A 20,213-nucleotide genomic window follows, 5' to 3' on the forward strand; every position below is an offset into this window, starting at 1 on the left:
GCGAAGGCTGACTTGAGGCGAACCAATTGCCCGTCCGCTGTCTAAAATCTCGCGTCTGACGCCCTCATTTTCCAAGGAAGCCCTCTACGTGAAATCCCTCCTTGCACTGTTTGCCCTCGTCGCCCTGCCGGTCATGGCCGCCGAGCCGACCCTGTACGGGCGTTACGAATACATCGCGCTGCCGGAAATCGGTGGTGAGGTGCTCAAGGCCAAGATGGACACCGGCGCGCTGACCGCCTCGCTGTCGGCCAAGGACATCGAGACTTTCACCCGCGACGGCGAGAACTGGGTGCGTTTCCGCCTCGGCACCAAGGATGCCAGCAACAAGGTCTACGAACACAAGGTCGCGCGGATCAGCAAGATCAAGAGCCGCTCGGATGAAGAGGACGAGGGTGACAGCACTGAAGTCGCCAAGCGCCCGGTGGTCGATCTGGAACTGTGCCTGGGCAACGTCAAGCGCACCGTTGAGGTCAACCTGACCGACCGCAGCAACTTCAACTACCCGCTGCTGATCGGTGCCAAGGCCCTGCGCGAGTTCGGCGCGGCAGTGAATCCGGCGCGGCGTTTCACCGCCGACAAGCCGGACTGCTAAGTGGTCTCATTGACGTAACGTCAGGCTTGGGGCACCGTTCGCGCACTTAACCCATGGGCTCGGACGCCATGCCTCATATCCTGATTGTCGAAGACGAAGCGGCGATTGCCGACACGCTGATTTTTGCCCTGCAGGGCGAGGGGTTCGCGACCACGTGGCTGAGCCTCGGCGCGGCGGCGCTGGAGTTTCAACGGCAGACCCCGGCTGACTTGATCATTCTCGATATCGGCCTGCCGGACATCAGCGGTTTCGAAACCTGCAAACAGCTGCGGCGCTTCAGTGAAGTGCCGGTGCTGTTTCTCAGTGCCCGGGACGCCGAGATCGATCGGGTGGTGGGGCTGGAGATCGGCGCCGACGATTACGTGGTCAAGCCGTTCAGCCCACGGGAAGTCGCCGCACGGGTACGGGCGATTCTCAAGCGCATGGCGCCGCGTCCTGCGGTTGAAGCGTCCTCGACGCTGTTTCGCATCGATGCCGAGCGTGTGCAGATCGTCTATCGGGGACAGCCGTTGAGCCTGACCCGTCATGAGTTTCGTCTGTTGCAATGCCTGCTCGAACAACCGCAGCGGGTGTTCAGCCGCGAGCAATTGCTCGATGCGCTGGGCGTGGCGGCGGACGCCGGCTACGAGCGCAGCATCGACAGCCACATCAAAAGCGTGCGCGCCAAATTGCGCCTGGTGCGGGCCGATGCCGAGCCGATCCAGACCCACCGCGGCCTCGGTTACAGCTACAGCCCGGGGCACAGCTGATGTCGTTGGGGCTGCGGATTTTTCTGGTGTATGTGCTGTTTATCGGCCTGACCGGTTACTTCGTGCTCAACACGGTGATGGAAGAAATCCGCCCGGGCGTGCGCCAGTCCACCGAAGAAACCCTGGTCGACACCGCCAACCTGATGGCGGAAATTCTCCGTGATGATTTCAAGGCCGGCACGCTCAGCGAGAACCGCTGGCCCGAATTGTTGCGGGCCTACGGCGAGCGCCAACCACAGGCGACGATTTGGGGTTTGCCGAAAAACCAGGTCAACCACCGCATCTACGTCACCGACGCCAAAGGCATCGTGGTGCTGGATTCCAGCGGCGTGGCGGTCGGTCAGGATTACTCGCGCTGGAACGACGTGTACCTGACTTTGCGTGGTGAGTACGGCGCTCGTTCGAGCCGCAGCGATCCGAATGATGCGAACTCCTCGGTGATGCACGTCGGTGCGCCGATCCGCGACAACGGCCGGATCATCGGCGTGGTTACCGTGGCCAAACCCAACAGCTCATTGCAGCCTTATGTTGATCGTACCGAGCGGCGCTTGCTGTTTTACGGTGCCGGGCTGATCGGCCTCGGTCTGCTGTTCGGCGCTTTGCTGTCGTGGTGGCTGAGCCGCGCGCTGCACCGTTTGACCGGGTATGCGCAGGCGGTGAGCGAAGGCCGGCGAGTGGAAGTACCGCATTACCGTGGCGGCGAACTGAAGCAACTGGCCACAGCGGTGGAGCAGATGCGCACCCAGCTCGAAGGCAAGGCTTACGTCGAACGCTACGTGCACACCCTGACCCATGAATTGAAGAGTCCGCTGGCGGCGATTCGCGGTGCTGCGGAATTGCTGCAGGATGAGATGCCAGCGATTCAGCGCCTGCGCTTTGTCGGCAACATCGACAGCGAAAGCGCACGGATGCAGCAGTTGATCGAGCGGCTGTTGAATCTGGCGCAAGTCGAGCAGCGTCAGGGACTGGACGAGCGCGTGGCGGTACCTCTGGCGGCATTGGTTGATGATTTGCTGCGGGCGCAGGCAGCGCGCATCGAAGGCCGGCGGCTCAAGGTCGAGCAGACGATTGCGCCAGATCTGCTGCTGATCGGCGAGCCGTTTCTGTTGCGTCAGGCGTTGGGCAATCTGCTGGAGAATGCGCTGGATTTCACCCCGGTCGCCGGGCTGCTGCGCTTCAGTGCCGAGCGCGTGGGGGAGCAGGTCGAGTTGCGCTTGTTCAACGAAGCGACGGCGATTCCCGAGTACGCTCTGCCGCGCTTGAGTGAACGGTTTTACTCGCTGCCGCGCCCGGACAGTGGGCGCAAGAGCACTGGACTGGGGCTGAACTTTGTTGAGGAAGTGGTGAAGTTGCATGGTGGGTCGATGCATATCCGCAACGTCGAGAGCGGTGTGGAAGTGACATTGCGCTTGTCCTGAAACCGAGTCGCTGCCTTCGCGAGCAAGCCCGCTCCCACAGGGGGGGTGTTGAAACACAGGTCTCTGTCACACCAAAGATCAACTGTGGGAGCGGGCTTGCTCGCGAAGGGGCCGGTGCAGTCTCCACACAATCTCCATATTCCCCCCACATTCCCCTCATACATCAACAGCAGACTCTGCCCATCCAAACAGGGAGAGTCCCATGAACAAGAATCTGACCATAAAGCTCGGGGCTATTGCCCTGCTGATCTTGCTGTTGCTGATCCCGCTGCTGATGATTGACGGCATCATCGATGACCGTCAGCAATTGCGCGATGGTGTGCTTGAAGACATCGCTCGCAGCTCCAGCTACAGCCAGCAACTGAGCGGGCCAGTGATGGTGGTGCCGTACCGCAAGGTGGTGCGCACCTGGAAGACCAACGAGAAAACCAGCCAGCGCTATGAGGAACTCGGCGAAGAGCGCGGTCGTCTGTATTTTTTGCCGGAGCGCTTCGAGCTCGACGGTCAGGTGCAGACCGAGCTGCGCAATCGCGGTATCTACGAAGCGCGACTGTTCCATGCCGACAATCGCATCAATGGGCATTTCTCGTTGCCGGCGCAGTTGGGGATCAAGGAAGACTTTGCCGATTACCAGTTCGAAGCGCCGTTTCTGGCGGTGGGCATCAGTGACATTCGCGGTATTGAAAACGCCCTGAAACTGGAACTCGACGGCCAGCGCCTGGACTTCGTACCAGGTACCCAAGTCGGCTGGCTCGGCGAAGGCGTCCGGGTGACGTTGCCGGCGCTGGATACCCGCAACGCCACGGAACTGACTTTCGGTTTCGACCTGCGCCTGCAAGGCACCGGTTCGCTGCAGGTGTTGCCGGTGGGCAAAAGCAGTCACGTCAGCCTTGCCGCCAACTGGCCGCACCCCAGTTTTGTCGGCAACTTCCTGCCGGGCAAACGCGAGATCAGCGACCAGGGTTTCAGCGCCGATTGGCAGACCACGTTTTTCTCCACCAACCTGCAAGAAGCCATGAGCCGTTGCGTGATGGGCAATGACTGCGAGGCGTTCAACGGGCGCAGCTTTGGAGTGAGCTTCATCGATCCGGTGGATCAGTACCTGAAGAGTGATCGGGTGATCAAATATGCGCTGTTGTTCATCGTCCTGACGTTCGCCGGTTTCTTCCTGTTCGAGGTGCTCAAGAGTCTGGCGGTGCACCCGGTGCAATACGCGTTGGTCGGGGTGGCGCTGGCGTTCTTCTACCTGTTGCTGTTGTCGTTGTCGGAGCACATCGGCTTTGCCCTGGCGTATCTGCTGTCGGCCAGTGGCTGCGTGCTGTTGATCGGGTTTTATGTTTGTCACGTGCTGCACAGCGTGCGTCACGGTCTGAGTTTCTCCGCGGGATTGGCGGCGTTGTATGGCCTGCTGTATGGCCTGCTGAGCGCCGAGGATTACGCGTTGCTGATGGGTTCGCTGCTGTTGTTCGGCCTGCTCGGGGTGTTCATGGTGCTGACGCGCAAACTCGACTGGTACGGGATCGGGCAGAAACCGGCCAAGCCGCTGGATTTTGATGTGGGGGCGATGCAATGAGCGGGCTGCGTGAGGATCAGCGCTGGAAGGAAGAGTTGGTGACGCGGATTGTCGGGTTTCTGCCAGTGGGACCGAGCTGGTGCATTCGCGAGCAGGCTCGCTCCCACAGGAGTACGCATTCCAATGTGGGAGCGGGCTTGCTCGCGAAGGGGCCGGATCAGGCGCCGCAGCCTTAAGGCTTGGGCAGGGTGGCGACCATGGACGGTCGCTGGCTCACGTCGAAATACCAGTTGGCCAGTTGCGGATTGGCGCTGCGCCAGTCCAGATCCGGATGACGCAGATCGATGTAACCCAGTGCGCATGCCACGCTGATGGCGGCCACGTCGAAGTGGCTGGTCAGCTCGGCCATGGCGTCACTTTCCAGATAGGCCAGGGCGCGCCGGATCTTCTCGCGCTGGGCGTCGAGCCACTCGTCCCAGTGCTTTTCCGGGGCACGCAACACCAGTTCGTAACGCACCATCACCGAGGCGTCCATGATCCCGTCGGCCAGCGAGGCCAGGGTCAGACGCCGCCAACGGGCCGTTCCTTCGCGGGGGATCAGCGGATTGCCGACGTGTTGCTGGTCGAGGTATTCGAGGATCACGCGGCTGTCATGGATCACGCTACCGTCCGCCAGACGCAGCGCCGGGATCTTGCCCAGCGGGTTGTCGGCATTGAGCGCGGTGTCCGGGCTGACCGGAGTGAGGACGCAGTCTTGCAGGGCGACGCGATCCTGCTGGCCGGTCTCGTGCAACAGCACCATCACTTTGCGCACGAACGGGGAGAGCGTGTTGTGAAACAGGGTCATGCTGGGGGCGGACATTGGCAAACCTCGGTGGTCATCGAAGAGCAGGAGATTAGCCTAGTCAGATACAGAGCGGCTGGCGAGGAATTTGCTGGTGTTCATCAGGCCGCCTTCGCGAGCAAGCCCGCTCCCACACTGGATCTGTTTCGTTCACAAATCCCCTGTGGGAGCGGGCTTGCTCGCGAAGAGGCCTTGTCAGGCGACACGGAAATCACCCGCGTCGCAGCAACCCCTTGATCGCCAGAAATGCCGGAACACCCAGCCCGACCCAGCTCAACGCATCCCAGATTCCATCGCCCAACAACGCCGAAAACAACCCCGCCGCACTCAGCAGCGCGATGACCAGCGGCGTGCTGAAGACCTTCCAGAAATTGCTCTGACGCGGCTTCATGCAGCAGCCTCCAGCGGCAACGGTTTTGCCGCTTTACGCCGCACCACCCACAGATACACGCCGCTGCCGAGGACGATGATGGTCAGCACGTCGAGGGTTGCCCAGAGGATCTTCATCGGCATGCCGCCGTAGTCGCCGAAGTGCAGCGGCTGGGACATGCCCATGGCGTCCATGTACCACGGGCGCTCGGCCACAGCGGTGACCTGCAGGGTACTGGCGTCGATCAGCACCGGCGTCAGCAGGTGCGAGGTCAGATGCGTGCCGCCCTTCATGAACACTGCGTAGTGATGCTCACTGGAAAACCGCGTGCCGGGGAAGGCGATGAAGTCCGGGTTCATCCCCGGCGCCACGTCGCGGGCGATGTCGAGCAGGCGGGTGGCCGGGGCCAGGCGGGTCAGCGGCGGGACATCGCGATAGGGCGCGACCATGGCGGTCAGCGTGTCATTGCGCCACGCGGCAATGAGCAGATCGGCGCAGGCGCTGATCACGCCGGTGACACCGACCACCAGCGCCCAGGTCAGGGTGACGACGCCGATCAGGTTGTGCAGGTCGAGCCAGCGCAGGCGGGTGGACTTGTCCTGACGCACGGTGCCGAACTGCAAGCGGCGCATGAACGGCAGGTAGAGCACCGTACCCGAGATGATCGCGACCACGAACAGCAGACCCATGAACGCCAGCAGCAACTTGCCCGGCAGCCCGGCAAACATGTCGACGTGCAGGCGCAAGATGAACAGCATCAGCCCGCCATTGGCCGACGGGGTTTCCAACGCTTCACCGGTGCGCGCATCGAGCATGAAGGTGTGCGACGAGTTCGGTTCGGTGCCGGCGGTTTTCGCCATGATCGTCAGCACGGCGTTCGGTTCGTCGTCTTCGAAACCGAAGTACTGCACCACTTCACCTGGGCGATGTTTTTCTGCGGCCTCGACCAGTTGCGCCAGGTTCAGGCGCGGCGTGTCGACCGGCATCTCGCGCACTTGCGGGGCATCGCCGAGCAGGTGCTCGATTTCGTGATGAAAGATCAGCGGCAGACCGGTCAATGCCAACAGCAGCAGAAACACGGTGCAGATCAGGCTGGTCCAGGTGTGGATGAACGACCAGCGGCGAATTGTTTTACTTTTCATTTCATGACCTTCAAAAACACCGAAGCCGTCCACGGGGGACGGCCTGGTGACAGAACCTGGTTCAGCTCACGCGCTTACCACTTGTAAGTGGCGCTGGCGATGACGCTGCGCTGGTCACCGTAGTAGCAGTAGTAGCCGTCGCAGGTGGAGATGTAGTCCTTGTCGAACAGGTTGGTGGCGTTAATTGCCAGCGACGCACCTTTGAGGCTGTTGTCCAGGCGACCGAGGTCGTAATGCACCGAGGCGTCGAACACGGTGTAGGCGTCCGCCTTGCCCAGCCAGGTGTTGGCCTTGTCGCCGTAAGTGTTGCCGGTGTAACGCACGCCACCGCCGATGCCGAAACCGTCGAGTACGCCGCTGTGCCAGGTGTAGTCGGTCCACAGCGAAGCTTGCTGGTTGGGCATCAGTTGCAGGCGATTGCCCTTGTCCACGCCTTTCTGCACTTCGGATTTGGCCAGGGTGTAGGCGGCGATGACTTTCAGGTTATCGGTGACGTCCGAAACCGCTTCCAGCTCCAGGCCTTTGACTTTCACCTCACCGGTCTGGCTGGTGATGGTCACGTTGTTGACGATGCTGTTGACCGCGACGTTCTTCTGAGTCAGGTCATACACCGCAGCGCTCAGCAGAGTCTTGCTGCCCGGCGGCTGGTACTTGATGCCCAGTTCCCATTGCTTGCCTTCGGTCGGCTTGAGCGAACCGGTGGAGGTGGCATCGGCGCCGCTGGTTGGCTGGAAGGATTCGGCGTACGACAGGTACGGCACGAAGCCCGAGTCGAACACGTAGCTGAGCGCCGCGTTGCCGCTGAACGCCTTGTCGCGCTGGGTGTTGGTGGCGTCGCCCTTGTTGATGAACTGCGTGCCGGTGTGCACCCAGTCTTCACGCCCGCCGAGGGTCAGGCGCCACTGGTCGAGGGCCATCTGGTCCTGCACGTACAGGCCGGTCTGGTAGGTCTTCTGGTCATAGTCATAGAACGCCGAAGAACGTGCTGGACGGGTGATCGGCTGACCGTAGATCGGGTTGTTGACGTTAATGTCCGGCGCGGTGCCGAAGATCGACGTGTAGTTGGTGTTGCTGCGCTGGTGATCCAGACCGAGCAACAGCGTATGGCGGATGTCGCCAGTGGCGAAGTCGGCCTGGAAGTTGTTGTCCACGGCGAACTGGCTGATGTCTTCATCAACGTTGGTGGTGCCGCGACCGACATTGCCCTGAGCATCCACGGTGAAGCCGGCGAACGATGGGTTGTAACTGTTGACGGTCACGGTCTGGAACGACAGATCCGACTTGGTGTAGCGCAGGTTCTGCTTGAACTGCCAGACGTCGTTGAGGCGATGCTCGAAGGCATAACCGAGCGCGTAGTAGGTGCGGTCGTAGAAGTCGTAGTCCGGATCACCGAGGTTCTTGTGATGGGAAATCTTGCCGAACGGCATGTCGATCTTGGTGCCCTGAATCGGGTAGAACTGGCTGGTGACACCGGTATCGTCGCGGGTGAATTGGGTCAGCAGGGTGAATTTGGTGTCGTCATCGATGTTCCAGGTCAGGCTCGGCGCGATGTTGTAGCGCTTGTTCTCGATGTGATCGATCTGCGTGTCGCTGTCGCGCACTACACCGCTGATGCCGTAGAGAAACTGCCCGGCGTCGTCGATCTTGCCGGTGCTGGCGAAGTTGATCTGACGATGGTTGTCGCTGCCGTACTGCAACTGGATTTCGCTGCTGGCTTCCGCGCTCGGGCGCCGGCTGACCATGTCCAGCAGGCCGCCCGGCGGGGTCTGGCCGTAGACGGAAGAGGCCGGGCCGCGCAGCAGCGCGAGGCGGTCGAGGTTCCAGGTTTCAGGCTTTGGGTTGGCGTATACGCCCTTGGGCAGCGGCAGGCCGTCGAGGAACTGAGTCGGCTCGAAACCGCGCACCCGCAGCCAGTCGATACGGGTGTCGCTGCCGTAGCTGCTGGCGGTGATGCCCGGCATATAGCGCACGGCGTCATCGAGACTGTGCACGCTGCGATCGTCCATTTGCTGACGCGTGGCGACGGAGATCGAGCGCGGTGCTTCGACCAGCGCGGTGTCGGTCTTGGTGCCGGCGGCGGTGCGGGTGGCGGTGTAGCCTTCGACCGGGCCCCAGGCGGTTTCCAGATTTTCCACGCCGATCACTGCGGTTTCCGGCAGCGCCAATGTCCCTTCCGGCACGGCAACCAGGGTGTAGGTGCCGGTACTGCTTTGTTCCAGTTGCAGACCGGTGCCTTGCAGCGCCGCGCGCAGAGCACCGGCGGCGTCGTACTGACCGCTGACCGGCGCAGAGGTCTTGCCGGCGGCCAGCGACGGATTCAGCGACAACGCGAGGCCGCCCTGGCTGGCGATCTGGTTCAGCGTGGTCGACAGCGGCGCCGCTGGCAGGTTGTAGGCACGCACGCTGGAGGCCTGTTCAGCAGCGAGCAACGGGCTGCTGAGCAGCGGCGCGCTGAGGGCAATGGCGATGGCCAACAGACTGGGGCGCAACAAGGTGTCTAGCGAACGGGACATGCGAAGGCTCCTGAATGGAAATATTTCTCAATTGCCTGAGTGCCGGACGAGAATTGAAAAGTGATAGGGCTGGATGAAAATAATTTCGATTAACTTGGAAGGGGGCGGCCGCTTCGGGATTTTCGAGTGTGGCGGATGGCCCTATCGCGAGCAGGCTCACTCCTACAGGGGGAACGCATTCCTACTGTAGGAGTGAGCCTGCTCGCGATAGCTATTTCCCTGACAACGAATTTTTTAAGGCTTGGTATCAGCCTTCGCCACCGTGACCCAATACGGTGTATGCCGCTCGATCTGCACCGGCAGGGTCGGCAGCAGCGCACTCAAGGCCTTGTCGGTGTCGTGCAGCGGGAAACTGCCGGTGATGCGCAGGTCAGCGACTTCCGGCGCGACGCCCAGATGCCCTCGGCGATAACGACCCAGTTCATGCACCAGGTCTTCCAGTCGCGCGTTGTCCACCACCAGCATGCCGCGGGTCCAGGCATCGGCGCCGGGCGTGAGCGCGGCGACCGTGTCGAGGCCGTCATTGCGGATCAGCACTTGCTGGCCTTCGCGCAGGATCTGCTCTTCAGGATGACTTTGCGGATGCGCCGCCACCGCCGACTGCAACACGCTCAAGCGTGTGCCTTGGTCTTCACGCTTGACCAGAAACCGCGTGCCCAACGCGCGCATGCTGCCTTCGCGGGTTTCGACAATGAACGGCCGCGCATCGCCATGGCCGGTCTCGACCATGATCTCGCCTGCCTGCAACACGATCAGCCGCTGCCTGGCATCGAAACGCACATCCACCGCGCTGTGGGTGTTGAGGTTGAGCACGGTGCCATCGGCCAGGCGCACCGTACGCTGCTCGCCGGTGGCGGTGCGTTGATCGGCGAGCCAGTAATCCAGCGGCAAGTAGCGATCACCGGCAAACAACGCCAGACCGACGAGCGCCACCACGCTGGCCAATCCGCTGCCGAGCTTGCGCACACGGCGTCGAATGCCTTCGCGCGATTGCAGCAAGGCCGCGCGGGCCGGGCCGTTGGCGACGCTGAAGCGCTGATCGAGCATGCCCAGCTGGCGCCAGGCGCGGGCGTGTTCTTCATGGGCCGCGTGCCACTTGGCGAACTCTTCGCGCTCCAGCGGACTGCCGGAATCCAGCGACAACTGCCAGGCAATCGCCGCGTCCAGCACCTGAGCCGAGACCGGTTTGGAACTGGCCGGGTTCATGTCGGCTCACCGTACAGGGCGATGTAGCACTGGCGAATGCCTTGCGCGAGGTACTGCCGCACACGCGGCACCGAGACGCCAAGCTTCTCGGCGATTTCGGCGTGGCCGAGGCCGTCGAGGCGGTTATACAGGAAAGCGGCGCTGGCCTTGGTCGACAGTTTGCCGAGCAGGCGGTCGATGGCCTTGAGGTCTTCGAGGATCAGTTGCTGTTCTTCCACCGAAGGTTGTTCGCCTTCGGGGATCAGCATCAATTCAGTGAGGTATGCCTGTTCCAGCGCGGCGCGGCGGAAGTAGTCGAACAGCAGGCCCTTGGCGATCGCCACCAGAAACGCCCGCGGTTCGCGCGGCGTCAGCAATTCATCGCGACCGAGCAGCCGTACGAAGGTGTCCTGGCTCAGGTCTTCGGCCCGCTGCGGGCACGCCACGTTGCGCCGCAACCAGCTCAGCAGCCAACCGCGATGGTCGCGATACAACGCACCGACGAGTTCACTGTGAGGGCTTGGGACTGACGACACCAGACGCACCGATTGGGAAGTGTTAACCAACGAGAATTGTTCGCGATTCTCGCAGAGGTGGGAATGGTTAGCAATTGGCCACTGGTCGGGTGGTATCAGTAAGACCGGATCATCGTTCTTCGCGAGCAAGCCCGCTCCCACAGGGGGAATGCATGCCAGTGTGGGAGCGGGCTTGCTCGCGAAGAGGCCAGTACCGGCACCGAAGATCTAGAAGGAAGGCGCCTGCTGACGGCGTTTCCACTGACTCAAGCGCTGTTGCAGGTTCAACGGACTATGAATCTGCTGCTGCCGCGCCCGGCTGAACAGGATCAACGCCAGTTCCGCCGTGGCCAGCGCATCGGCACTCGCGTTGTGCCGCTCGAACACCTCAAGCTTGAACCAGTCGATCCATTCATCCAGGCCGGCCTCGCGAATGTTCGCCTGTGGGCACAACAATGGCGCCATGTGCGCGACATCCAGAAACACATTCTGCAGCCTGTAACCCAGGTGTTCCTTCAATGCGCGTCCGAGCATGTGTTGATCGAAGGGCGCATGAAACGCCAGCACCGGGCTGTCGCCGATGAACTCCATGAACTCCAGCAACGCCTCGGCCGGGTCGCTGCCGGCGGCAATCGCATTCGGCCCCAGGCCATGAATCAACACGCTGGGGCTGAGCTTCAGCTCCCGACATTGCAGGGTGCGCTCGAACTGCTGACTGAAGTCGATTGCGCCGTCTTCGATCACCACCGCGCCGATCGACAGCACGCGATCCTTGTTCAGGTTCAGCCCGGTGGTTTCCAGATCGAGCACCACCCAGCGCTGTTCGCGCAGGCTGCATTCTTTCAGTTCGCCGATGGTTGGCAGTTGTGCCAGACGTTGTTGCAGGTCTGCCGACAGCAAAGGGCTGGCCGGCCGCAGCCACGAGAACAGGCTCACAGCTGATACCGCAGAGCCAGGCTGCTTTGCAGACGCTGGGCCTGGCGCAGGGATTCACGCAGAATGCGCCGATCCAGATGATTGAGGCTGTCGGGATCGACCCGGTTCGACCAAGGCAGATTCTCACGGGTCTGGATCTGGTGCTGCTGCATGCGCGTCTGCTGGATGAAGTGGTAGGCCTCTTCATATGCCGCGCCATCGAGCCGTTCGATGACTTCTTTTTCGACCAGCTGACGCAAGCGCTCCAGAGTGTTGTTGGTTTCGATGCCATGCGCCAGCGCCAACAGGCGTGCGCCGTCGACGAAGGGCGTCAGGCCCTGGACTTTGAGATCAAGGGTGGCTTTCTCGCCGTTCTTGCGTGCCAGCACAAATTCGCGGAAACGCCCCACGGGCGGACGATTGCGCAGCGCGTTCTCGGCCAGCATACGCTGGAACAAACGGTTGTCGCCGACCTGATCGAGAATCCCTCGGCGTAGTTGCGCGCAGCCTTTTTCGTCGCCCCAGACCACCCGCAGGTCGAAATAGATACTCGAACCGAGCAGGTTCTCCGGCGTCGCCTCGCGGATAAATGCTGCAAAGCGCCGCGCCCATTCTGCTCTGGATAGGCACAGCTCAGGGTTGCCGGCCATGATGTTGCCCTTGCACAGGCTGAAGCCGCACTGCGCCAGGCTCTGGTTGATCTGCTGGGCGATCGGCAGCAGCTTGCCGCGAATCTCCGCCGCATGCGCCGCGTCCCGCGCTTCGAACAGAATGCCGTTGTCCTGATCGGTGTGCAGCGTCTGTTCGCGCCGGCCCTCGCTGCCGAAACACAGCCAGCTGAACGGTACGCCGGGGTCGCCTTTTTCGGCGAGGGTCAGCTCGATCACCCGGCACACGGTGTGGTCGTTGAGCAGGGTGATGATGTGGGTGATCTGCGTCGAAGACGCACCGTGGGCAAGCATGCGTTCGACCAGTTGGCCGATCTCGCCGCGCAGGCTCACCATTTGTTCGAGGCGCTGGGCACTGCGGATGGTCCGGGCCAGATGCACCAGGTCGACCCGTTGCAGCGAGAACAGATCACGCTCGGAGACCACGCCACACAGACGCTGATCCTTGACCAGACAAACGTGGGCGATGTGCCGTTCGGTCATGGCAATCGCCGCGTCGAAAGCGCTGTGATCGGGCGACAGAAAGAACGGCGAACAGGTCATGTGCCGCTCGATGGTTTCGCTGAAATCACCGCTGCCATTGGCGACCACTTCGCGCAGGTCACGCAGGGTGAAAATCCCCAGCGGCGCCTTGTGCTCATCCACCGCGACGATGCTGCCGACCTGTTGCTCGTGCATCAGCTTCACCGCTTCGCGCAACGGCGTGTCGGGGCTGCAAGTCACCGGATGGCGCATCGCCAATTCGCCGAGGCGGGTGTTCAGCGAATACTGGGTGCCGAGGGTTTCCACGGCTTTCTGCTGGACTTGCTGGTTGACCTGATCGAGCAGGCTGCTGACCCCGCGCAAAGCGAAATCGCGGAAGCTGTTGGACAGGGCGAACAGTTTGATGAACGCCGGTTTGTTCAGCTGCAGGCAGAAGGTGTCTTCGCTGGCCAGATGTTCGGTGCGGGTCGCCCGTTCGCCAATCAGCGCGGCCAGCGGGAAGCATTCGCCGGTGGTGATCTCGAAGGTGGTTTCGGTGCCGGGCCGGGTGATGTGCTGGCGTTCGCCGACCACTCGGCCCTGTTTGACGATGTAGAAATATTCGACCGGCCCGTCGGCGGGCTTGATGATGCTTTCGCCCTGGCCATAGAAGCGCAGCTGACATTGTTCCACCAGAAAAGCCAGGTGGGCGTGTTCCATCTGATTGAAGGGCGGGAAGCGCTGGAGGAATTGCAGAGTGCCCTGAATGTTCTGCAACACCGCGGTTTTCCCTGCCTGGGTGAAGGCGTCCGCTTTACTCATAACCATTACCGCAGTCTTTTTCGAATTGTTGTTGTCGGATCGTTGCAGCCATGGTCGGCCCCTGCGCGCGGGGTGCCCATTGGACGTAAGTCTAGGTTTGGGCTGCCGCTCGGCACATTTAGGAAGTGCCCTACAAAAACAGTCGGAAATTCCTCCGCCAGCCACTTGGAAAAAAATCCGACGAAGTGCACATTGAAGCTCTGCTTAGCGATGTCTGACGACTGTGCCAGGTGACTGAATTGAAAACGTAGAGAATGCCATGTCCGACCACGATATTTTGAGCGACGCCGAGCGTGAAGCGCTCAGCGCTGTAATGCTCGAACCCGACTTGCCGCCGCAACGTGTACTGATCGTCGATGACGACAAGGACGCCCGGGAGCTGTTGTCGGAGATTCTCGCGTTGGACGGTATTCGTTGCATGACTGCGGCCAGCGGTGAAGCCGCACTGAAGATGCTCGCGGAAAAACCCTCGATTGGCCTGGTGATCACGGATCTGCGCATGGGCAACGTCGATGGCCTGGACTTGATCCGCCAGGTACGCGAATCGGTGCGGGCGGCGTTGCCGATCATCATTGTTTCCGGCGATGCCGATGTGAAGGACGCCATCGCCGCGATGCACCTGAGCGTGGTGGACTTTCTGCTCAAGCCGATTGATACGGTGAAGTTGCTGGGCCTGGTCAAACACGAGTTAGGCATCGAGCCCTGACTCTCAGGCAACACTGCCCCCCTGTGGGAGCGGGCTTGCTCGCGAATGCGTCCTTTCTGTCGAAATTAATGTTGAATGTGAGTCCGTCTTCGCGAGCAAGCCCGCTCCCACAAGGGATTTCCAGTGGTCCGGAGATTTTTATCGGCCAACAAAAAAGCCCTGATCTCTCGATCAGGGCTTTTTCACATCAGCGCAAACTTACAGGCCGTTGGCCTTCTTGAACTCGCGACGACGACGGTGCAGTACCGGCTCGGTGTAGCCGTTCGGCTGTTTGGTGCCTTCGATCACCAGTTCGACCGCCGCCTGGAAGGCGATGTTGCTGTCGAAGTTCGGTGCCAGCGGACGGTACAGCGGGTCGTTGGCGTTCTGACGGTCAACCACTGGCGCCATGCGCTTGAGGCTTTCCATCACTTGCGCTTCGGTGACGATACCGTGGCGCAGCCAGTTGGCGATGTGCTGGCTGGAGATGCGCAGCGTTGCACGGTCTTCCATCAGGCCGACGTCATTGATGTCCGGCACCTTGGAGCAACCCACGCCCTGGTCGATCCAGCGCACCACGTAACCGAGAATGCCCTGGGCGTTGTTGTCCAGTTCGTTCTTGATCTGCTCCGGGGTCCAGCTCGGGTTGACCGCCAGCGGAATGGTCAGGATGTCGTCTACCGAAGCACGGGCACGCTTGGCCAGTTCGGCCTGACGGGCGAACACGTCGACCTTGTGGTAGTGCAGCGCGTGCAGCGCAGCGGCGGTCGGCGACGGTACCCAGGCGGTGTTGGCACCGGCCAGCGGGTGCGCGATTTTCTGTTCGAGCATCGCCGCCATCAGGTCGGGCATCGCCCACATGCCTTTACCGATTTGTGCACGACCTTGCAGGCCGGTGCTCAGACCGATATCGACGTTCCAGTTCTCGTAGGCGCCGATCCACTTCTCGGCCTTCATGTCGGCCTTGCGCACCATCGGGCCAGCTTCCATGGAGGTGTGGATTTCGTCGCCGGTACGGTCGAGGAAACCGGTGTTGATGAACACCACGCGCTCGCTGGCAGCCTTGATGCAGGCTTTGAGGTTGACCGTGGTGCGGCGCTCCTCGTCCATGATCCCGACTTTCAGGGTGTTGCGCTTGAGGCCCAGCACATCTTCGATGCGACCGAACAACTCGTTGGTGAACGCCGCTTCTTCCGGGCCGTGCATCTTCGGTTTGACGATGTAGACCGAGCCGGTGCGGGTGTTCTTGCGCGAGGTGTTGCCGTTGAGGTTGTGCATCGCCGCGAGGCACGTCACCAGACCGTCGAGTATGCCTTCCGGCACTTCGTTGCCGTCCTTGTCCAGGATCGCGTCGATGGTCATCAGGTGACCGACGTTACGCACGAACAGCAGCGAGCGACCGTGCAGGGTCAGTTCACTGCCATCGACCTTGGTGTAGGTGCGATCCGGATTCATGGTGCGGGTGAAGGTCTGGCCGCCCTTGGCGACTTCTTCGGACAGGTCGCCCTTCATCAGGCCGAGCCAGTTGCGGTAGATCACCACTTTGTCGTCGGCATCGACGGCAGCCACGGAGTCTTCGCAGTCCATGATGGTGGTCAGTGCCGCTTCCATCAGGATGTCTTTGACGCCGGCGGCGTCGGTCTGGCCGACCGGGGTGCTGGCGTCGATCTGGATTTCGAAATGCAGACCGTGGTTCTTCAGCAGGATCGCGATCGGCGCGTCTGCCGGGCCCTGGAAGCCGATCAGTTGAGCATCGTCACGCAGGCCGGTGTTGCTGCCGCCCTTGAGGGTGACCAGCAGTTTGCCGTCAACGATCTTGTAAGCCGTCGAATCGACGTGGGAGCCAGCGGCCAGGGGCGCCGCTTCGTCGAGGAACGCACGGGCGAAGGCGATGACTTTGTCGCCACGCACCTTGTTGTAGCCTTTGCCTTTTTCCGCGCCACCGTCTTCGCTGATCGCGTCGGTGCCGTAGAGGGCGTCGTACAGCGAACCCCAGCGGGCGTTCGAGGCATTGAGGGCGAAGCGGGCGTTCATCACCGGCACCACGAGTTGCGGGCCGGCGGTACGGGCGATTTCATCATCGACATTTTGCGTCGTTGCCTGGAAATCAGCCGCTTCTGGCAGCAGATAACCGATTTCTTGCAGGAAGGCTTTGTAGGCCACGGCGTCGTGCGCCTGACCAGCACGCTCCTGATGCCAGGCATCAAGACGAGCCTGGAAGTCATCGCGTTTGGCGAGTAGGGCTTTGTTCTTCGGCGCCAGGTCATGAATGACCTTGTCGGCACCTTCCCAGAATTTTTCGGCGGTGAGGCCGGTACCGGGAATGGCTTCGTTGTTCACGAAGTCGAACAGGACTTTGGCGACCTGCAGGCCACCGACTTGAACGTGTTCAGTCATTGCTTGCCTCACTCTGCTCAGCTATTTCGCTTTTCAGCTCTTCAATTTTGACAATGAAGCCTCTGGCCATTTAAACCACAAACCTTCCGACCAGTACATGCCATTGCTGGCGGCTGGGCTGGGACCAATCAACGGCTTGGGGGCCTTGCTGACGGGGCTTTCAGGGTTGCGAACATGCCTTGGGCAGACATCGATCCAGCGTTATGTAGTGCGCGCCGAGGCATACTACATGATGCGTTGCGCTTGTGAAAATCAGACTAATAACGTCGTTCTGCGACCTCATGACGCATTGCGGTCACGTCGCGGAACGGGATGTTCTCAAAAAACCATCGGATTGTTCCAGCTAAATATAAAAAGTTGTACACATAAATACTGTGTGGCTTCCATTCAGCTTCGATGAGCCCGCGTTTGTGGCGAGGGAGCTTGCTCCCGCTCGGGTGCGAAGCATCCGCGAAAGATATTACTGACTGAAGAGGGCGTCCTGCGGCCGCCAGCGGGAGCAAGCTCCCTCGCCACAAGTGTTGTTCACTTGAGCATGGCGGCTGAATGTCGGTGCTTGCCTATACTTGCCTTTCTATAACAAAAGTCATGACAAGAGGGCGGCGCCATGGACCATCTCGTACTCACTGTGTTTGCCCCGGACAAGCCCGGGCAGGTCGAGCGCATCGCCCAATGCATCGCCGAGCACGGCGGCAACTGGCTGGAAAGCCGCATGTCACGGATGGCCGGGCAGTTCGCCGGGATTCTGCGGGTGGGCGTACCGGCGGAGGCTTACGACGAATTAGTCGATTCCTTACAAGCACTGTCGGCCCAAGGCATTCGCGTACTGATTGCCGAAAGCAGTATCGAGCAGTCCTGCACCTGGAAACCGATCGCCATGGAGTTGGTCGGCAATGACCGACCGGGCATCGTGCGCGACATCACCCGGTTGCTCAGCGAGCAGGGGGTGAACCTCGAACGGCTGGTGACCGAAGTGCGCCCGGCACCGATGAGCAGCGAGCCGTTGTTTCACGCCGAAGCGATTCTGGCGGTGCCGCTGACCCTGTCGCTGGATGTGCTGCAATCGCGCCTGGAAACTCTGGCCGATGATCTGATGGTCGAACTGGTGTTACGCACAGACGTTTAAGCGCCGCCAGGGTTATCCAGTTTTAACGTGCACCTGCCTGTGGATAACCTGTAGAGACCGGGCGCAACGCCACGTCGGCCGTGGCTTGCAGCATGCTGATCAAAAAACCGCCAGCATTCAGTGACTTGCGCACAAACGGCGGGGATCACGCTGTGGATAACCTTGGGAAGGAATGTCGCAGGCCACGAGAACCGTGGCCTGCGAAGCTTTGTGCGTTTTTTGATCAGCTGCGCCGACGCAAACTGATCACTGCATCGACGCTATAAACGGCCAGACCGGCCCAGATGAAGATGAACGCGATCAGCGTACTCGACGACAGGTGTTCACCAAACAGCAGCACCGCCTGCAGCAGCACCAGGGTTGGCGCGGTGTACTGGAGGAAACCGATGGTGGTGTAGGGCAGATGACGGGTAGCGGCGTTGAAGCATACCAGCGGGATGAGCGTCACCGGCCCCGCCGCGACCAGCCACCAGGCTTGCGAGGTGGTCCAGAACTCCGGTTGTGCGCTGGTGGCGGTCTGGTTAAACAGAAGCCAGGCCACAGCGATCGGCACCAGCATCCAGGTTTCCACCACCAGCCCCGGCAAGGCCTTGACCGGCGCCTGTTTGCGGATCAGACCGTAAAAACCGAAGGTCAGCGCCAGCACCAGCGACACCCACGGCAGACTGCCGACCTGCCACACCTGCTGCGCCACGCCGATGGCTGCCAGCCCCACCGCAATCCACTGCATGCGCCGCAGGCGTTCGCCGAGAATCAGCATCCCCAACAGCACGTTGACCAGCGGGTTGATGTAGTAACCGAGGCTCGCTTCGAGCATGCGCCCGTTGTTCACCGACCATACGTATGTCAGCCAGTTGGCCGCGATCAGGGTGCCGCTCAGGGCGAGGATCGCCAGACGCTTGGGGTTGTCGAGCAACTCGCGCAACCAGCCCGGATGCTTCCACACCATCAGCAACAGTGCGCCGAACAGTGCCGACCACAACACGCGGTGAATGATGATCTCGACAGCGGGGACTTCGGCGATGGCTTTGAAGTAGATCGGGAACAGGCCCCAGATGATGTAGGCGCTCAGGCCCAGAATGTACCCGCGACGCGGGTTGGCGGCTTGCATGCAGAATCCTTGCTTAGGCAGCTGACAAAGCAGGGATTGTAAGGAGATTTGGTGGCGAATGAGTTTTGAATTTGTGAACACTGGCCAAATGTGGGAGCGGGCTTGCTCGCGAATGCGGTGTATCAGCAGCAGAATAATTGCCTGACACACCGCCTTCGGGAGCAAGCCCCCTCCCACAAAGGTTTGTGGTGAATCAGAAGAGTTTCAGTGGCTCCTCATTCAGCGCGGACAGCTGTTCACGCAGCGCCAGCACCTGATCACCCCAATACCGTTCCGTACCAAACCACGGAAAACTGTGCGGGAATGCCGGGTCGTCCCAGCGCCGCGCCAGCCAGGCGCTGTAGTGCATCAGGCGCAGGGCGCGCAGCGGTTCGATCAGCGCCAGTTCGCGGGGGTCGAAGTCGTGGAATTCGTTGTAGCCGTCCATCAGTTCCGACAGTTGCCCGAGGCATTCCTGACGGTCGCCGGCGAGCATCATCCAGATGTCCTGCACGGCCGGGCCCATGCGGCAGTCGTCGAGGTCGACAATGTGGAACATTTCATCGCGGCACATCATGTTGCCGGGGTGACAGTCGCCATGCATGCGGATGTTCTGGTGCGGCGTGGCGGCGTAGACGTCTTCGACCCGCTTGAGCAGGTCGCGGGCCACTGACTCGTAGGCCGGCAGCAGGCTCTTGGGGATGAAGTTGCCTTCAAGCAACGTCGCCAGCGAGGCATGGCCGAAGTTCTGTACGCCCAGTGCTTCACGGTGTTCGAACGGCTTGGTCGCGCCGACCGCATGAATACGCCCGAGCAACTGGCCGAGACGATACAACTGATCGAGATTGCCCGGCTCCGGCGCACGGCCGCCGCGACGCGGAAACAGGGTGAAACGGAAACCGGCGTGTTCGTGCAGGGTCTGGCCGTTGTGGATCAGCGGCGCCACCACCGGGATTTCGACGTCGGCCAGTTCGAAGGTGAACTGGTGTTCTTCGAGGATGGCTTCGTTGGTCCAGCGTTGCGGACGGTAGAACTTGGCGATCAGCGGTTCGGAGTCTTCGATGCCGACCTGATAGACGCGGTTCTCGTAGCTGTTGAGCGCGAGAATGCGCGCATCACTGAGAAACCCGATGCTTTCGACGGCATCGAGTACGAGATCGGGTGTGAGGGTTTCAAACGGGTGGGCCATGCTGACTCCTGCGCGCAG

17 protein-coding genes are annotated in these 20,213 nt (G+C 61.3%); 6 read left to right on the forward strand and 11 right to left on the reverse strand.

Annotated elements, in window-relative coordinates:
• Positions 1-88: 88 nt before the first annotated feature.
• The 4 genes from H043_RS0103135 (at position 89) to creD (ending at position 4,332) form a co-directional block, all read left to right on the forward strand.
• Positions 89-592 carry an ATP-dependent zinc protease gene (locus H043_RS0103135; protein ID WP_007962587.1) on the forward strand — a complete coding sequence of 168 codons (504 nt, stop codon included), beginning with the start codon at positions 89-91 and terminating at the stop codon, positions 590-592.
• Between the two features lie 68 nt (positions 593-660).
• Complete coding sequence (gene creB, locus H043_RS0103140; protein WP_027610670.1) at positions 661-1,341, forward strand: two-component system response regulator CreB; 681 nt, start codon at positions 661-663, stop codon at positions 1,339-1,341.
• Positions 1,341-2,759, forward strand: coding sequence for a two-component system sensor histidine kinase CreC (gene creC / locus H043_RS0103145; RefSeq protein WP_027610671.1), 1,419 nt, complete (start codon positions 1,341-1,343; stop codon positions 2,757-2,759). The genes creB and creC overlap by 1 nt, the downstream gene beginning before the upstream one ends.
• Before the next feature lie 202 nt (positions 2,760-2,961).
• Positions 2,962-4,332 (forward strand): cell envelope integrity protein CreD, encoded by a 1,371-nt coding sequence (gene creD / locus H043_RS0103150; protein ID WP_027610672.1) that lies wholly within the window; start codon positions 2,962-2,964, stop codon positions 4,330-4,332.
• 172 nt (positions 4,333-4,504) lie between these two features.
• Here the strand turns inward: creD and H043_RS0103160 are convergent, their stop codons facing one another.
• From H043_RS0103160 to H043_RS0103195, 8 genes are all read right to left on the reverse strand, one after another.
• On the reverse strand, positions 4,505-5,134 hold the full coding sequence (locus H043_RS0103160) for a glutathione S-transferase (protein WP_027610673.1): 630 nt from the start codon (positions 5,132-5,134) through the stop codon (positions 4,505-4,507).
• 193 nt (positions 5,135-5,327) lie between these two features.
• Positions 5,328-5,507, reverse strand: a complete 180-nt coding sequence (locus tag H043_RS0103165; protein WP_027610674.1) for a hypothetical protein — start codon at positions 5,505-5,507, stop codon at positions 5,328-5,330.
• On the reverse strand, positions 5,504-6,628 hold the full coding sequence (locus H043_RS0103170) for a PepSY domain-containing protein (protein WP_049827803.1): 1,125 nt from the start codon (positions 6,626-6,628) through the stop codon (positions 5,504-5,506). Before H043_RS0103170 ends, H043_RS0103165 begins: the two co-directional genes overlap by 4 nt.
• Positions 6,629-6,702: 74 nt before the next feature.
• Positions 6,703-9,141, reverse strand: a complete 2,439-nt coding sequence (locus H043_RS0103175) for a TonB-dependent siderophore receptor (RefSeq protein ID WP_027610676.1) — start codon at positions 9,139-9,141, stop codon at positions 6,703-6,705.
• Between the two features lie 234 nt (positions 9,142-9,375).
• Positions 9,376-10,347 carry a FecR domain-containing protein gene (locus H043_RS0103180; RefSeq protein ID WP_027610677.1) on the reverse strand — a complete coding sequence of 324 codons (972 nt, stop codon included), beginning with the start codon at positions 10,345-10,347 and terminating at the stop codon, positions 9,376-9,378.
• Positions 10,344-10,862 (reverse strand): RNA polymerase sigma factor, encoded by a 519-nt coding sequence (locus H043_RS0103185; RefSeq protein WP_027610678.1) that lies wholly within the window; start codon positions 10,860-10,862, stop codon positions 10,344-10,346. The genes H043_RS0103180 and H043_RS0103185 overlap by 4 nt, the downstream gene beginning before the upstream one ends.
• A 207-nt stretch (positions 10,863-11,069) precedes the next feature.
• Positions 11,070-11,777 (reverse strand): PolC-type DNA polymerase III, encoded by a 708-nt coding sequence (locus tag H043_RS0103190; RefSeq protein WP_027610679.1) that lies wholly within the window; start codon positions 11,775-11,777, stop codon positions 11,070-11,072.
• Entirely contained in the window at positions 11,774-13,708 is a 1,935-nt protein-coding gene (locus tag H043_RS0103195) for a putative nucleotidyltransferase substrate binding domain-containing protein (RefSeq protein ID WP_305809463.1), read from the reverse strand. Before H043_RS0103195 ends, H043_RS0103190 begins: the two co-directional genes overlap by 4 nt.
• A gap of 259 nt (positions 13,709-13,967) precedes the next feature.
• Between H043_RS0103195 and H043_RS0103200 the strand changes: the two genes are divergently transcribed.
• Positions 13,968-14,414, forward strand: coding sequence for a response regulator (locus H043_RS0103200; RefSeq protein WP_027610681.1), 447 nt, complete (start codon positions 13,968-13,970; stop codon positions 14,412-14,414).
• A gap of 198 nt (positions 14,415-14,612) precedes the next feature.
• Here H043_RS0103200 and H043_RS0103205 read toward each other — a convergent pair whose 3' ends face one another.
• Entirely contained in the window at positions 14,613-16,790 is a 2,178-nt protein-coding gene (locus H043_RS0103205) for a malate synthase G (RefSeq protein ID WP_027610682.1), read from the reverse strand.
• Positions 16,791-17,397: 607 nt separating this feature from the next.
• Here H043_RS0103205 and H043_RS0103210 point away from each other — a divergent pair.
• Positions 17,398-17,916 (forward strand): glycine cleavage system protein R, encoded by a 519-nt coding sequence (locus H043_RS0103210; protein ID WP_027610683.1) that lies wholly within the window; start codon positions 17,398-17,400, stop codon positions 17,914-17,916.
• Positions 17,917-18,139: 223 nt separating this feature from the next.
• Here H043_RS0103210 and rarD read toward each other — a convergent pair whose 3' ends face one another.
• Together rarD and H043_RS0103220 are read right to left on the reverse strand one after the other, a co-directional pair.
• The gene (rarD, locus tag H043_RS0103215; RefSeq protein ID WP_027610684.1) at positions 18,140-19,027 is read right to left on the reverse strand and encodes an EamA family transporter RarD; all 888 of its coding nucleotides are present in this window, start codon (positions 19,025-19,027) and stop codon (positions 18,140-18,142) included.
• Positions 19,028-19,220: 193 nt separating this feature from the next.
• Entirely contained in the window at positions 19,221-20,195 is a 975-nt protein-coding gene (locus H043_RS0103220; protein WP_027610685.1) for a serine/threonine protein kinase, read from the reverse strand.
• Positions 20,196-20,213 lie beyond the last annotated feature (18 nt).

This window comes from Pseudomonas sp. URIL14HWK12:I6, assembly GCF_000514195.1.
GTDB lineage: Bacteria > Pseudomonadota > Gammaproteobacteria > Pseudomonadales > Pseudomonadaceae > Aquipseudomonas > Aquipseudomonas putida_A.